General features: G+C 28.2%; 15 protein-coding genes. 8 read left to right on the top strand and 7 right to left on the bottom strand.

The features are described 5' to 3' along the window. Positions 1 to 5: 5 nt before the first annotated feature. Complete coding sequence (locus AVBRAN12640_RS02345; RefSeq protein WP_214117861.1) at positions 6 to 476, bottom strand: flagellar basal body rod protein FlgB; 471 nt, start codon at positions 474 to 476, stop codon at positions 6 to 8. A 138-nt stretch (positions 477 to 614) separates the two neighbouring features. Between AVBRAN12640_RS02345 and AVBRAN12640_RS02350 the strand changes: the two genes are divergently transcribed. From AVBRAN12640_RS02350 to AVBRAN12640_RS02375, 6 genes are all read left to right on the top strand, one after another. Further along, positions 615 to 1,115, top strand: coding sequence for a Rieske 2Fe-2S domain-containing protein (locus AVBRAN12640_RS02350; protein ID WP_239803527.1), 501 nt, complete (start codon positions 615 to 617; stop codon positions 1,113 to 1,115). A 2-nt stretch (positions 1,116 to 1,117) separates the two neighbouring features. Continuing rightward, a complete protein-coding gene (locus AVBRAN12640_RS02355; protein ID WP_214142682.1) occupies positions 1,118 to 2,338 on the top strand; it encodes a cytochrome b in 1,221 nt (406 codons plus the stop codon). Further along, on the top strand, positions 2,338 to 3,408 hold the full coding sequence (locus AVBRAN12640_RS02360) for a c-type cytochrome (RefSeq protein WP_336608612.1): 1,071 nt from the start codon (positions 2,338 to 2,340) through the stop codon (positions 3,406 to 3,408). The genes AVBRAN12640_RS02355 and AVBRAN12640_RS02360 overlap by 1 nt, the downstream gene beginning before the upstream one ends. A 197-nt stretch (positions 3,409 to 3,605) precedes the next feature. Then, the gene (locus AVBRAN12640_RS02365) at positions 3,606 to 4,667 is read left to right on the top strand and encodes a hypothetical protein (RefSeq protein WP_336608611.1); all 1,062 of its coding nucleotides are present in this window, start codon (positions 3,606 to 3,608) and stop codon (positions 4,665 to 4,667) included. A 229-nt stretch (positions 4,668 to 4,896) separates the two neighbouring features. Then, entirely contained in the window at positions 4,897 to 5,445 is a 549-nt protein-coding gene (locus AVBRAN12640_RS02370) for a hypothetical protein (RefSeq protein ID WP_336608610.1), read from the top strand. A 12-nt stretch (positions 5,446 to 5,457) separates the two neighbouring features. Beyond that, a complete protein-coding gene (locus AVBRAN12640_RS02375) occupies positions 5,458 to 5,835 on the top strand; it encodes a hypothetical protein (RefSeq protein ID WP_336608609.1) in 378 nt (125 codons plus the stop codon). A gap of 315 nt (positions 5,836 to 6,150) precedes the next feature. On the opposite strand, the gene AVBRAN12640_RS02380 is transcribed toward AVBRAN12640_RS02375, so the two are convergent. The 6 genes from AVBRAN12640_RS02380 to AVBRAN12640_RS02405 all read right to left on the bottom strand — a co-directional run bounded on the left by AVBRAN12640_RS02380 (position 6,151) and on the right by AVBRAN12640_RS02405 (position 12,949). Beyond that, positions 6,151 to 7,041 (bottom strand): radical SAM protein, encoded by an 891-nt coding sequence (locus tag AVBRAN12640_RS02380; protein ID WP_214149766.1) that lies wholly within the window; start codon positions 7,039 to 7,041, stop codon positions 6,151 to 6,153. Positions 7,042 to 7,125: 84 nt separating this feature from the next. Beyond that, on the bottom strand, positions 7,126 to 7,752 hold the full coding sequence (locus AVBRAN12640_RS02385; protein WP_214117868.1) for a helix-turn-helix transcriptional regulator: 627 nt from the start codon (positions 7,750 to 7,752) through the stop codon (positions 7,126 to 7,128). Between the two features lie 71 nt (positions 7,753 to 7,823). Continuing rightward, positions 7,824 to 9,095 carry a D-serine ammonia-lyase gene (locus AVBRAN12640_RS02390; protein ID WP_336608608.1) on the bottom strand — a complete coding sequence of 424 codons (1,272 nt, stop codon included), beginning with the start codon at positions 9,093 to 9,095 and terminating at the stop codon, positions 7,824 to 7,826. A 9-nt stretch (positions 9,096 to 9,104) separates the two neighbouring features. Next, positions 9,105 to 10,403: a GntT/GntP/DsdX family permease gene (locus AVBRAN12640_RS02395; RefSeq protein ID WP_239803520.1), complete on the bottom strand. Its 1,299-nt coding sequence runs from the start codon at positions 10,401 to 10,403 to the stop codon at positions 9,105 to 9,107. A 250-nt stretch (positions 10,404 to 10,653) separates the two neighbouring features. After that, positions 10,654 to 11,655 carry a sugar phosphate isomerase/epimerase family protein gene (locus AVBRAN12640_RS02400; protein ID WP_336608607.1) on the bottom strand — a complete coding sequence of 334 codons (1,002 nt, stop codon included), beginning with the start codon at positions 11,653 to 11,655 and terminating at the stop codon, positions 10,654 to 10,656. Position 11,656: 1 nt separating this feature from the next. Continuing rightward, positions 11,657 to 12,949, bottom strand: a complete 1,293-nt coding sequence (locus AVBRAN12640_RS02405; protein ID WP_336608606.1) for an MFS transporter — start codon at positions 12,947 to 12,949, stop codon at positions 11,657 to 11,659. A 166-nt stretch (positions 12,950 to 13,115) separates the two neighbouring features. Between AVBRAN12640_RS02405 and AVBRAN12640_RS02410 the strand changes: the two genes are divergently transcribed. Both AVBRAN12640_RS02410 and AVBRAN12640_RS02415 read left to right on the top strand, forming a co-directional pair. After that, a complete protein-coding gene (locus AVBRAN12640_RS02410; protein ID WP_214117879.1) occupies positions 13,116 to 13,472 on the top strand; it encodes a RidA family protein in 357 nt (118 codons plus the stop codon). 109 nt (positions 13,473 to 13,581) lie between these two features. Beyond that, complete coding sequence (locus AVBRAN12640_RS02415) at positions 13,582 to 14,571, top strand: GMP reductase (RefSeq protein WP_214117880.1); 990 nt, start codon at positions 13,582 to 13,584, stop codon at positions 14,569 to 14,571. Positions 14,572 to 14,618: the final 47 nt, after the last annotated feature.

Consider the following 14,618-nt stretch of genomic DNA (forward strand, 5'->3'; position numbering starts at 1 on the left):
ATCCCTTAACTTAATTTAGAACTACTCTCAATTATAGTTCTTACAACTTCACTTTGTTTTTTTAGCACAGAATCAAGCGCACTAATCATAATTGCGTTTTTGCTTAATTCACTTGTTTCTACATCTAAATCAACGGTATTTGCATCATTTCTTTGCAAATGTCCATCTCTAGCAAAAATAGTTCCATTTTCGCTATTTTCAAATTCTAATGGTTGTAAATGCCTTTCATTAGTAACTGCTAGTTTATTACTCATACCTTTTCCAAAATGCATAAAATTTGTAGCTGCAATTTGTGCATTTTGTGTAGTTTTGTAAAGTTTATTTGCATTTTCGTTTAAGGCTGTTTCAAAATCAATATCTCTTGATTTATAAAAAGGAGTATCAATATTAGCTATGTTTGAGCTAATTAATTTATTTCTTAAATCTCTACCGGCTAAGGCACTTACAATCAATGGTTTAGATTTATAAAATTCCATTTTCTCTCCTTAAATTAAAATGCAAAAATCCCGTAGCAAATAATATTCCAAAACTATTAATAATAATATACTCTTGTAATATTTACCCAATTTTCACTAAACTAGCTATTTATTTTCAAATTTTATGAAAGGATAAGTATGGCTAGTAGAAGAAGCTTTATGGGCTTTACATTAGGCGCTGCTGCGGCTGTTGGTGGTGTTTTTACACTAGTGGGTATGAAAAAAACTTGGGATCCACTTCCTAGTGTAAAAGCAGCAGGTTTTACAACCGTTGATTTATCGCCTTTAGCTGATGGAGAGCTAAGAACTGTTGAATGGAGAAAAAAACCAATATTCATTCTAAAAAAATCAAGTGATATGGAACAAAGCAATACAGATATAATAGCAGGAGATGCAAGATATACGGTAGTAATTGGACTATGCACTCATTTAGGTTGTATTCCAGCATATCATTCAGCTGATAAAGAATTTGTTTGTGCCTGTCATGGTGGAAAATTTAATGTAAGCGGAAAAAATATGTCAGGACCACCTCCTAAACCACTTGAAATTCCACCTTTTTCAATTGATGGAACTAAATTAGTTTTAGGAGAAATTGGCAAAGAGTATGAAGAAATTATGAAAAATGTAGGAAAGGCTTAATCATGGCACATTTTGAAAAATCAAATGGAATTGTTGATTGGCTAGATCAAAGACTTGCTATCAAAAAATTTATGCAAGTTATGATGACACAATACTGGATTCCTAAGAAAATTAACTTTTTATGGGCAATGGGAGTAATTTTACTTACTATGTTTGCAATACTATTTATTACAGGACTTTTACTTGTAATGTATTATAAACCTGATGTTGCACTTGCTTTTGATAGTGTAAATAAAACTATTATGCAAGAAGTTGAATATGGTTGGCTATGGAGACATATGCACGGGGTTGCTGCGTCGGTAGTATTTTTAGTAATGTATATACACTTATTAACAGGTATTTATTATGGCTCTTATAAAAAAGGTCGTGAAATCATTTGGATAAGCGGTATGGTATTATTCGTATTATTCTCTGCTGAAGCATTTAGTGGTTATATGCTACCTTGGGGACAAATGAGTTATTGGGCTGCTATGGTTATTACTAATCTTTTTGGTGGTATTCCTTTCATAGGACCTGAATTAGTTGAATGGATTAGAGGTGATTACGCTGTTGGAGATGCTACATTAAATAGATTTTTTATGCTACATGTTTGCTTATTACCAATAGTTGTTATTGCATTTGTTGCAATTCACTTTTATGCTTTAAGATTTCCACATGTAAATAACGAAATTGCTGAAGAAATTGATTTTGATTTAGAAGCTGAAAAATATTTAGCTGGCAAGAAAAAAGAAGCTAAAGTTATATCGTTTTGGCCTGATTTCTTATGTAAAGATATTTTTTATGTTTGCTTATTTATGATTTTCTATTTTTATCTAGTATGCTTTCACTATGATTTTGCTATGGATCCAATTAACTTTGAACCAGCAAATGCACTTAAAACTCCACCACATATTTATCCTGAATGGTATTTCTTATGGAGTTATGAAATCTTAAGAGGATTTTCTTATGAAGTTGGTCTTGCTTGCTTTGGTATAGCTCAAGTAATTTTCTTTGTATTACCATTCCTAGACCGCTCAAATGTAGTAGCGCCTGCACATAAGCGTGGAGCATTTTTTGTATGGTTTTGGCTATTAGTAATTGATATGATTGTTCTTACTATTTATGGTAAATTACCTCCTGTTGGAATTAATAATACAATAGCAACTATTGCTTCTGTTACATTTTTAGCATTATTAATAGTAGTTTTACCAGTAATTACTCTTATGGAAAGAAAGGCTAAGTAATGAAAGAGTTAAAAATATTTGCAATATTAGTTATATTCACAGGTATTGTTTATTGGGGAGTTGAGCCTTACGCTCATTCACAAATGCACGAACATACTAGCGAAGTTAATTTTGATTTTAAAGCAGGCGATATAGCTCAAGCTGAAGTTGAATTAAAAAAAGCTAATGAAAGTGGTAAAAAAGATGATATTGATTTTGCTACAAAAAAATTAGAAGATACTAAAAAACTTTGGGCTAATGTTGATAAAATAGCTAGTTTAAAAACTGATGTTGAAGCTGGAAAGGCTGATTTTGAAGCTAATTGTGCTAGCTGTCATAGAGTTGAATTTGATGAATTAGTAGCTGCTGATGATGGAATTAGCGCTCAAGGTATTATTTATCCTGATTTAAGCACAGCAGGAGCTATTTATGATAGTAAATTCTTAATGGCAATTTCTCTTAATCCTGCACTTGCTATGAAAAATAACAAAAAATATAATGATGAAAATCCACACCCTATGATGACAGCATTTTTAGAAGATGATGGCAGTATAAGTGATGAAAATGCTCAATCAGTTGCTAATATAGTAGGATATTTAAATAGTATCGGAAAAGCTGCTCTTGAAGCAAAAAAAGCAAAAATTGCTAATGAAATAAATGCAAGTAAATTAAGCGATAGCGAAAAAGTTGCAAAAATTAATTTTGAGAACAAAAAAGTTATCTTTGAAGAAGCTTGCGGAAGATGTCATGATGTTAAATATGATGGTTTTATTGCTAAAGTAAATGGCGGAGATTTAAAAGATTATATGGGTTCAACGCCACCTGATTTATCAATAATAATTCGTGCTAAAGGAGATGAGTATTTACATAAATTTATAAACGATACTCAAAAACAACTTCCAGGAACTGCGATGCCTAGAGTTGGACTTAACGAACAAGCTCAAAATGATGTTGTTGCTTATTTAACTAGCGTTGGAGATAGTAAAAAAGCTGAACGCGAAGATTTAGGATACAAAATAATGGCTTATTTTGCATTATTAGCAATATTAGCTTATGCTTGGAAAAACGCAATCTGGAAAGAACTACATTAAAAAATTAAGCTAGGTTTTCCTAGCTTAATTTCACTATAATTACTCATATTCATAAAAACACATTAAAAGTATTAAAAATATTTAATTATCCATTTTAAATTCTAAGAATTTAAAAATCATATTTTAACTTTTAAACACACTTGCAAACCAAGAAATATTCTTAAATAATGCTATGATATGAAAAATAAAGGAGAGTTATGTTTAAAATATTAATGATTTTACTAATTACAAATATTTATTCATATCAAATAAATAAGTTAAAAATAGAGCTAGATAGTATTTATAAAAGCTTTCCTTATATTACAAAAGAAATTAAGCAAGACCAAGATGAATTTTTAAAAAACATTAGTAATTGTAAAGATGATAATAATTGCATTATAAATTCTTATAAAGCTAGAATAAAAGAGCTTAGCACTAGTCTTGAAAACTCAAAAACCTATCCTAAAGAATTAATAGAACATATAAAAATAATTCAAGAAAACTCAATAGAATGCAATAAATATAACTATATGCGATATGAGCATGGACAATTTATTGATGAGCCAGAAAAATGTAGAAAATTACCAAAACTAAATAATTTTTGGCAAGATTTTTTTAGATATAAGGATATAAAAATAAAGCCAAAAATTATAGATGCTAAGCCTTACGCAAGCCAAGAAGTAAAAGACACTCTTAAATACTGCTGGGATTTAGGGCTTGATAGAAAAGTTTATAAGTATATAAAAGATTATAGTTCAAATGATAGCAATGATAATGTTAATTATCGTTTTATAGAAGTTGATAAAAATGGCGAACTTTATATTATAAGTAAAATTAAAGGTAAAAAATACATAGAAAAACATAAAAGTATAACTATAAGTGATGTAATTTTAAATGATAAAAATTATTTAGCCTTATCAGGAGAATTTGGAAATATATTGTTTATAGAAAAAGATTTTTGCAATCACCCTATGAAAAATAAGGATTTATTAAAGCTTTTAAAAAAATCTAATAAGATGAAAATATCAAATAAATATTACGAAGAAGCAAAAGAAACTTTTATTATAGAGTATAAGGGTAGTGATTATATTTTAAATTATCATAAATTTAATAATTTAAATCATATTAGATATGACAATTATTATAGTATAACTTTTATTGATATTTTAGATATGGTATCTAATGTAATTTATCAACCATATTCAGAAAAAACTATTGATAGATGTAATAAATTTAAAATTTTTGGCTGTGAAATAAATCTAAAAAAGGAGAAAAAATGAGTTGAAATAATCTGTATTAAAATTTTACAAATATTCAACTTATAAAACTCCTAATAAAGGCAAATGTTAAACAATAAAAAATATTTAATTATCCATTTTAAATTCTAAGAATTTAAAATCATATTTTAACTTTTAAACACACTTGCAAACCAAGAAATATTCTTAAATAATGTTATGATATGAAAAAATAAAGGAGTTTAAATGCTTAAAAAAAATTTGTTTATTACTTATGCTAGTTTTTAGTTTAAATGCTTTTGAATTTGTTCATAAAGATAAAATACCAAAAACTCCTATATATACTTTATTTGATTTAAGCAAAAAAGGATCTAAAATTGAAATAATCTTTAAGCCACAAAGAAAAGATATAGGAGAGCATTTAGGACTTTATGCTTTTTATCCTTTGCGTTTTGAATATGGTAAAGTAGGTAAGAATTTTTACTCAGTTTATTTATACGATGAAAAACTAGAAAATGATATACGAAATAATCCTTATTATCCACTTGCTCTCGATATTAAAATATATGAGCTTACTAAAGATGGTGATGAGATATTAGTATTTGATAAAGTCGCTACACCAAATGAAAATACAAGAGTAAGTGGTAGAATAAGTATAAATATTAAAAATGAAAAGGTTCATGTAGCAATAAGATATCTTGGATTTTATTTTATACCTGAAAATAAAACATATAAAGCAGTCATTACAAATCTAATAGATGATGATAATATAAGGGGTGATTTTACAAAAATCGCAATTAAAGTTGATAGAAGCAAACATTAATAAGGAGAAAATTTGAGCGAATATTTAACTTCTAGTAATTTTACGCCTTTATTTTATTTAAAAGATAAAAACGCTTATATTACTAGCTTAGTTCATTCTAGCGCTTTGTTTATTTGCTTTTGTGTTTTTATGTATATTGGTAATTTTTCTATGAAGGTTTCTAGTATTAATTTATTTATTATTGCTGCATATTTTGATGAGCGATATTTACATTATAAGTTTAAAAAACCTAATATTATATATTTTCATAAGGATTTTATTTATTGTATTAATCATAGTTGTAGGCAAAGAGATGAGCTTAATGAGAAAGAAAAAACAATATATTTAAAAATGCTAAAATCTATAAAACCTGCCTTAATATTCAAAGCAAACAACAATTATATAAATTAAATAATTTTTTGAGTATATTTTATATTTTTATGAGTGTTTGTAATTTTATACTTTTAGTATTTTTTAAAAATATTTATAAAATTTTTACTTTAAATAATCAAAGATTTTATGATACTTTACTATTAGAAGATAATGAGAATATTATTTGTATTTATATGAATAATTCTAACTATTCGCTTTTGTATGAATATTTTTTAAATAATTTTAATATTGATATAACAAAGCTTGATGTTAAAATCAAGCCCTTTTTATTTTATTCGCACTTGGTTTATAAATACACTTAAAATAAGTAAATTAATCACAATAGCTTTTATATTAATTAGAATTTGATTTGTTTAATTTATAAAAATTAATATCATTTATTTTCACACATTTTATTATATTTTTATCTACTAATTCATCTAACATTTTTATATCTTTTTCATCAATTTCTTGTGAGCTTAATGGTCTTAAACTAATAGTTTTAAGCAAATCATCATATTTATTTATATTAGTATTTCTACTCATAATATTAACTTTTATATTAGTTATCAAACTAGCCAATTTACTTAATTTCTCAAAACTTGCAGCCTTTACATTATAATCACTCGGTCTATCAATAGTTCCTAAATCAAGTCTAGTTGCTTTAATATCCTTTAAAATATCATTTAAAGCAATAAAATCCTTTTCATCATCATTAATACCATCTAAAACCAAGCATTCTAAAATCAACTCACCTTTATAAATTTGACTAAATTCTTTTATACCTTGAACTATTTTATTTATATCTATATTCGTTCTATCAATTTTGCGAAATACCTTAGGATTTACACTATCAATGCTTAGTTTAACGCTATCAAGATTTAATAATGCCTTTTGAATATTTTTATCAAAAATTGTGCTTGCATTACTCAAAATTAATGATTTTGCATTCTTTTTAACTTCATTTATTTTTATAATCAATTCATCTAAATATGGATATAAAGTAGGTTCGCCATTTGCACTAATGCTTATATAATCGCAATCTTTATGTATTTTCAAAGCTTCTTTTAACTCATTTATTATATATTCAACACTTAAATTTGATTTATTTTCATATTTTAATTTAGCTTTTCCAAGTTCACAATATAAACAATCAAAATTACAACATTTCTCATTAGGGCTTAAATCTATACCTAAAGACTTTTTAAATCTTCTTGAATTAACTGGGCCAAAAATTACTTTCATAAAAATACCTTTAATATTAATTACTATTGAGATTTTAGCACTAAATACTAATGGAATTTAACTTAATCAAGCGTTTATGCTTGATTAAAATTTTTGTTTAGATTTGTTTATACAACGATATATGCTTGATTCTGAAAGATTTAAAAGATTAGCTATTTCTGTAATTGAGCCTTTTATATTAAAAATACCTTTTTCATAGATTTTATCTACTATTATTTGTCTTTGTTTTGGTTTTAGATTAGTATTTTTTAGCTCATTTACGCTAAGCCCTGTTAATTCTTGAATTAGCTCATTTAAATCAAGGCTCAAAACTTCTTCATAAGCAGCTTCTTCTACAGGTATATCACTACCTAATAATTGTGCTGCTATATTTTCCATTCTACTTTTATCGTAGTTTATACATAGCATTCCACTTAATTTATTGCCTTCTTTGATAAAAAATGTGCTACCTCTTATATTTTTTCCACCTGCACTTGCTTTATAATTGCTTAAAAAATCTCTTTCTTCATAAATCTTTTTATTAACAAGCTCAAGTGCAAATCCTGTAATAGGAGAATTAATACTTCTTCCGCTTATGTGATTATTAGCAATTTCTGCAATACTCATTCCATCATCATTTATATCGTGCAAAACTATTTCATAATCCTTGCCTAAAGCTTGTGCTAAAAAATGCACTAATTTTATATATTCTGTTCTTGTTTGTTGATTCATAAAGCCCTCGGTAAATGTTTTGTAAATTATAGTTGCGTAAAGTAATTATAAGCCCTATTTTAGGGCTTATTTTATAATAATTCATCTCCTGTTTTAATAAATTCAGCCATTTCAGCGTCTGGCACCATACTTCCACCTGTTGCCCATATTAGATGAATTGCGTTTTTGTGTTCAGTTTTAAGCTCATTAGAAATCATTAAGCCTTTAACCCCAGCTAAAGCCGAAGGCTCAAGCTTAATACCTTCGCTAGATGCAAGTAAGCTTAAATATCTATACATATTCTCATCACTTACCGTAAAACTTCCATCAATTACACGCTCAAGTACTTTGCCTACAAGCCCACTCGCACGACCAACAGCAAGCCCATCAGCAGCCGTAATATTATCAAGCCCAATATCAGCTACACTTATATCATTATGTTTTCCGGTAGCAAGTCCAAGTATCATACAAGGACTATGCGTTGGCTCAGCAAAAAAGCATTTTACACAATCGCCAAATTCAGCCTTAAGCCCATAAGCAACCCCACCAGGACCACCACCAACACCGCAAGGAAGATAAACATAAAGCGGTCTATCTTTGCTGATATTAATATCTAATGCTTGCAATTGTCCTTTTAATCTCTTTGCAGCAACGCTATATCCTAAAAATAAATTATGCGAGTTTTCATCATCTATAAAATAACAATACGGATTATTTTCAGAACTTTTTCTTCCTTGCTCTACTGCGACGCCGTAATCATCTTCATAAGTAATCACGCTGCATCCGTGCTCTCTTAGCATTTTTTTCTTCCATTCTTTAGCACAATCACTCATATGAACTTCTACTTTAAAGCCAAGTTTTGCACTCATAATTCCTATTGAAAGACCAAGATTACCTGTTGAGCCAACTGCTATTTTATATTTACTTAAAAATTCTTTATATTTTGGATCGGCTAGTTTTGAATAATCATCTTGAATACTTAGCATATTATTTTCTATTAGCAAATCTTCTGCGTGTTTTAATACTTCATATATTCCACCACGAGCCTTAATAGAGCCTGATATTGGTAAATGCGAATCAAGTTTTATATAAACATCGCCTTGAATACTAGCACCACTTAATTTTTCTAACTCTTTTTTATAATTATTCACACAAGCTAATGGGCTTTCTATAATACCATTAGTAATATTTGTAGCAGGGAAAATTATCTTAAGTAAAGGTGCAAAACGATTAAGTCTAGCCCTTGCATCATCAATTCTATCAAGCTTAATAGCACCTTTGTTTAATTCATTTAATACATCATTGCTTAGATTTGTATTAATCCAACTTGTTTCTTTCATTGCTTTTAGATTTTCAATTAACATTTTTACTCCTTATAAAATTATTGATAAAACATAGCTTAAGATTAAACCACTTATACTTGCTACTAAAGTCGCACTTGTAAAATACTTAAACATAGCTTTTACGCTCATTCCTAAGCTTTCTTTTACTAGCCAAAATAAGCTATCAGTTACTATAGTACAACCTATAGCACCACTTCCTATTGCAAGGCATAAAACTTCTTTACTAACATTACTATCCATTTGTAAAACAATTCCTGCTGCACTAATCATAGCAACCGTTGCACTTCCAACACTAGCATGTAAAATAATAGCAATTAACCAAGCTAAAAATACAGGATTTAAACTCAAACTTCCTAAAGTCTGCTTTAATGCTTCGCCAATGCCTGAAGCAATTAATATCTCATTAAAAGCTCCACCTGCTCCTATGATTAATAAAATTGAAGCAATTTGCGTAAATGAATCCCCACTAAAATCCATTAAATTTTGCATAGAATAGCCTTGCTTTAAGCCTAAAGTATAATATGCTACAAAAACACTTATTAATAATGCGATAATAGGATTTCCAATGAATGCAAATACTGCATTATCTTTAAATACTAAAGTCTTAAGCAACATTAAAACTAAAGGCAAAAGTATTGTAAAATAAGTAATTGCTGTGCTTGGCATAGAGTTATAAGTAGAACTTGTATTATCAAAAACACTCATCTCATTATCTTTTGAAAAATCAAAGAATTTCAAAAACAAAACCCCACCTATAAAAGCACATATCATACCCACAACTATACTCATCCAAATTACTTGACCTATATCAGCACCTAAAGTAGCTACTATGCTAGTAGCTGCTGGGTGTGGTGGCACCATACAATGAACTGCCATTAGTGAAGTTGCTAATGCTATGCCTATTTTTATTCTGCTAACACCTATTTCTTTAGCTACAACTAAAACTAAAGGCACTAATAAGACAAATCCAACCTCAACAAATACAGGAATACCAGCAATAAATCCAACCAACATCATAACAATATCAGCTCTTTTTTTACCAAGTAGATTTAGTAATGATAGGGCTATTTTTTGCGCCCCGCCACTAACTTCTAGCATTTTTCCTAAGATACTTCCACAACCAATAATAACAGCTAAAAATCCTAGCGTCCCACCTACTCCATTTTCAATAATAGAACCGATTTTTGTTAAATCAACACCAGTTATAAGTGCGACAAAAATACTTGCTAAGCTTAATGATAAAAAAGCGTGGATTTTAAGTTTTGTAATACAAAACACAACTAAGGCAATAGAAGCTATTAAGACCGAAATTAAAGCAAAATTGCTCATCTTTTCTCCTTTATTTAAAAATCATCATTTGATTATACCCCCCCCCATCTTTAAAATTTTCTTAAAATAATAATTTTTTTGATTTTTTTTAATAAATTTTCTTAATTTTTCTTACTTTTTCATAAAATATTACAAAAAGTAACAAATTTTTATTAATTTTAGAAAAAATAATAATAAAATTTTATTATTTTTATATAATGAAGATTTAAAATTCTAGTTGCTTAATATAGCAACTAGAACAACAAAACAATTATAAAATTGTTTTAAGATATTTAAGACTATTCTCTACACCTTGTTTTTGTAATTTTAATAATTTATCTAAAGCACTCAAACTTACCTCTTGTGGGTAATAATATTGCATTGCTTGTAGTTCAGGAAATAATGGCTGCTCTATTTTAAAAGCACCTTCTCCCAAATTATTAACACCACCTGTTCCTACTTTCCTTTTAAAAGTAGAACAATAAGGATAACAAGATTCTATATTTATATGTTTTAAACCATATGACTTTAAAACATTTATACAAGATTTTATATCAATATTTCCTTCACCTAATGGTGTTCCTGATACATAATATTCATTATTTTCTTGAAATATTATATGATCTTTACAATGAGTGGTTATTGTATATGGTGCCATATTCTTACAAGCTTGAAGTGGTTCTTCATACGCCATCATAGAATTTCCGAAATCAAACAATAATTTTACCTTATCGTTGTTTACCTTTTTTAATAATTCAATCATTTCAAAAGATGTTTGATATTCGTGATTTTCAATAGCTAAATTAACTCCATATTCATTTAATAATGGAATTAACATTTTTATATCTTCAGAAAATTTATAAAATTCATCAATATTAAAATCTGCAGTTATTTTAGAATCATCATATGCACCCTCACTACCCTTTGTAATATTTAGAACTTTTTTAGTAATAGGAACATAACTTCTTATTATGCTAGCCTCTAAAATAGAGGCCACTTCGCAAACTTCTTTCATTTTATTATATTCAAAACCTTTAGTATCAATTTCACAATACATATTATAGTTTTTTAGCTTTTTAGATATTTTCTTTAAATGCTCTAAGTTGTTACTACCTAACGTTCCCCAATTTTCATCAAGTCCATAATCTTTAATAATATTAATAATAACCCCATCAAAACCTAAATCTTTAGCAAAATCTATATAGCTAAAAATATCCATTTTATTATTTTGAAACCATAAATGCATACTTTCAGTTTCTAAACCTATTTTCATATTATTCTCCTAAAGCTTCTTTTTTTCTTTTTATCATTTTAAGAAGCAAAGTAGTAACTAAAATTCCAGCTAGTGCAAAACCAACCATTATAGAAAATACAATTTTATAACCTGTTATACCAGGGTTTGTATCAATAATGTATCCATATAATGCAAAACAAAATAGTTGTGGAGAATAACCAAAAATACAAGCTATACTCATAGCAGCACCACTTATTTCTCTTGGAATTCTAATTTCATCAACAGGAGCAAAAAATGTAGCTCTCATTGTAAAAACAATAGCACCAAACCCAAGTGTTAATGTCATACCAAAATAAACATTCATATTATCATGTGGTAATAATATAAAAATAACCATAGCTAAAGCTGCAGCAATTAAAGCATATCTTAAATATTTTGTTGCACTTTTACATTTTTTATCTGCCAAATATCCACCAATAGGCCCTCCGACCATTTTAAGTGTATATTGATTTATAATTCCATAAGCACCTACTAACGCAACAGGCATTGCATAAATATCTTTTAAGAAAGGTATAAAATAAGTTAATCCACAATAAATTGAGTAAATTGTAAAAATTGTTAAAGATACAACCCATATTTCAGGTGTTTTTACAGCTTTTATTACACCATTCCAAGCAGCTTTGTTTCTGCTAATTTTATTTCCATTTTCATCTACTTCTTGAACTTTATCATCTTCTAATAGAAAATAACTTGCAATTCCAGCGATAGCAACAGAAGCACTATAAAATAAAATACCACCTTTAAGACCAGCTGCCCCACTTCCTAATAAAGCAAAAATACCTAAAGCTGAAAAAGCTATTATAGTATCTACAACACCACGACCTGCTTCTAAAAATCCAAACAATCTTCCTTGTTGACTTGAATCACCAAGCAATCTTATAGCTTTTAATAAAACAGGCCAATAAACAACTTCACCAAAAAAGGCAAGCAATCCCCAAGCAGCCAATATACCATAATAACTAGGAAATGTTGAAATATAAACGCCAATTATACCAATAGAAACCAATGAAATTGGTATGAGTATTCTTTTAGAAAATCTATCTGATATATAAATAGAAGCAAAATTACCTACTGTTTGAACAATTCCATAAACCGATAAAGCAACACCTATTTGAGTATTACTAAGATGCATAAATTCTTGCATAGGAACATAAAAAGCATCTTTTAAAGATGATAATTTAAACACCGTTCCCCCACCAAAAACAAGAACAATAAAAGTAAACCACCTTATGCTTTTTGTAGCATAGTTGGTATTTTTAGAATTATTTTCCATAAATTCTCCTTTAAATTTAATTAAATTAATAAAAAATTATTATTAATGCTAATTTTTGCAAAAAAATTATTAAAAAATCCTTAATTATAAATATTTTTTATTATTTTTTATCAATTAATATTTTTTTGCTAATATTTTTGCAAAATTTTTCAAAAAAGGAGAAAAAATGAATTATCCAAAGGCTATTGGACCTTATAGTGTGTGTGGTAAATCAGATGATTTAGTATTTGTTAGTGGTCAGCTACCAATTGACCCTAGTACAGGAGAGTTTGTAAAAGGCGATATTAAAGAGCTTACAAGACAAAGTTTAAGAAATATAAAAGCTATCTTAAACGAGCAAGGTTTAGATATGAATAATGTTATAAAAACAATGGTTTTATTAGCTGATATAAATGATTTTGCAGCAGTTAATGAAGCTTATGCTGAGTTTTTTAAAGAGCCTTTCCCTGCTAGAAGTGCATTTGCAGTAGCAGCATTACCAAAAGCATCAAGAATAGAAATAGAAGCGATAGCTAAAAAATAATTCCGGTGAAAATCCGGATTTAAATTCCGTAAAGTATTTTTACTTTTAAAATCAAGTTTTTATTAATTGTTTATAAGATAAAATCAGTTCTTTAATTTAAGGAGATGAGATGTTAAATAATTTATTAGTATTTGATTATGAAGACGTGCAATTAATCCCTGCAAAATGTATAATCAATTCAAGAAGCGAATGCGATACTAGCGTAAGGCTTGGTAATAGAACTTTTAAACTACCTGTAGTTCCTGCAAATATGCAAACAATCATTGATGAAGAATTAGCGATTTCATTTGCTAGAAGTGATTATTTTTACATTATGCATAGATTTGAGCCTGAAAAAAGATTAGACTTTGTAAAAAAAATGCAAGAATTAGGGCTTTTTGCGTCAATTTCTGTTGGCATTACTCAAAAAGAATACGAATTTATTGATGAATTAAAAGCAAATGAACTATATCCTGAATATATTACAATTGATATTGCTCACGGACATAGCGACAATGTAATTAAGATGATTAAATACATTAAAAGCACATTAAAAACTAGCTTTGTAATAGCAGGAAATGTCGGAACTCCTGAAGCTGTTAGGGATTTAGAAAATGCTGGAGCTGATGCAACTAAGGTTGGTATTGGACCTGGTAAGGTGTGTATTACTAAGCTTAAAACCGGTTTTGGGACTGGCGGTTGGCAGCTTGCAGCACTTCGCTGGTGTGCTAAAAGTGCTAAAAAGCCAATAATTGCTGATGGTGGTATTAGAAATCACGGAGATATAGCAAAATCAATTCGTTTTGGAGCTACTTTTGTAATGATAGGCTCATTATTTAGCGGACACGAGCAAAGTCCTGGAAAAACCATAGAAATTGATGGCAAAAAAATGAAAGAATATTATGGCTCAGCAAGTGAATTTCAAAAAGGTGAGCGTAAAAATGTAGAAGGTAAAAAAATGTATGTTCCATTTAGGGGAAATATTTTTGATACCTTAAATGAAATGAGAGAAGATTTGCAAAGCTCAATTTCTTATGCAGGTGGAAAAGAACTTCGTGATATTAGAAAAGTTGATTATGTAGTGGTTAAAAACTCAATCTTTAACGGAGATACTATCTAATTAATAAATTTTCCTAATTTAGCTATAAATTAGGAAAATCCATACTA

The sequence above is a fragment of the Campylobacter sp. RM12640 genome (genome assembly GCF_020137595.1).
Lineage (GTDB): Bacteria > Campylobacterota > Campylobacteria > Campylobacterales > Campylobacteraceae > Campylobacter_E.

Coding starts and splice junctions, on each gene's coding strand:
- AVBRAN12640_RS02345 (WP_214117861.1), bottom strand. CDS start 476: ATGGAATTTTATAAATCTAAACCATTGATTGTAAGTGCCTTAGCCGGT.
- AVBRAN12640_RS02350 (WP_239803527.1), top strand. CDS start 615: ATGGCTAGTAGAAGAAGCTTTATGGGCTTTACATTAGGCGCTGCTGCG.
- AVBRAN12640_RS02355 (WP_214142682.1), top strand. CDS start 1,118: ATGGCACATTTTGAAAAATCAAATGGAATTGTTGATTGGCTAGATCAA.
- AVBRAN12640_RS02360 (WP_336608612.1), top strand. CDS start 2,338: ATGAAAGAGTTAAAAATATTTGCAATATTAGTTATATTCACAGGTATT.
- AVBRAN12640_RS02365 (WP_336608611.1), top strand. CDS start 3,606: ATGTTTAAAATATTAATGATTTTACTAATTACAAATATTTATTCATAT.
- AVBRAN12640_RS02370 (WP_336608610.1), top strand. CDS start 4,897: ATGCTAGTTTTTAGTTTAAATGCTTTTGAATTTGTTCATAAAGATAAA.
- AVBRAN12640_RS02380 (WP_214149766.1), bottom strand. CDS start 7,041: ATGAAAGTAATTTTTGGCCCAGTTAATTCAAGAAGATTTAAAAAGTCT.
- AVBRAN12640_RS02385 (WP_214117868.1), bottom strand. CDS start 7,752: ATGAATCAACAAACAAGAACAGAATATATAAAATTAGTGCATTTTTTA.
- AVBRAN12640_RS02390 (WP_336608608.1), bottom strand. CDS start 9,095: ATGTTAATTGAAAATCTAAAAGCAATGAAAGAAACAAGTTGGATTAAT.
- AVBRAN12640_RS02395 (WP_239803520.1), bottom strand. CDS start 10,403: ATGAGCAATTTTGCTTTAATTTCGGTCTTAATAGCTTCTATTGCCTTA.
- AVBRAN12640_RS02400 (WP_336608607.1), bottom strand. CDS start 11,655: ATGAAAATAGGTTTAGAAACTGAAAGTATGCATTTATGGTTTCAAAAT.
- AVBRAN12640_RS02405 (WP_336608606.1), bottom strand. CDS start 12,949: ATGGAAAATAATTCTAAAAATACCAACTATGCTACAAAAAGCATAAGG.
- AVBRAN12640_RS02410 (WP_214117879.1), top strand. CDS start 13,116: ATGAATTATCCAAAGGCTATTGGACCTTATAGTGTGTGTGGTAAATCA.
- AVBRAN12640_RS02415 (WP_214117880.1), top strand. CDS start 13,582: ATGTTAAATAATTTATTAGTATTTGATTATGAAGACGTGCAATTAATC.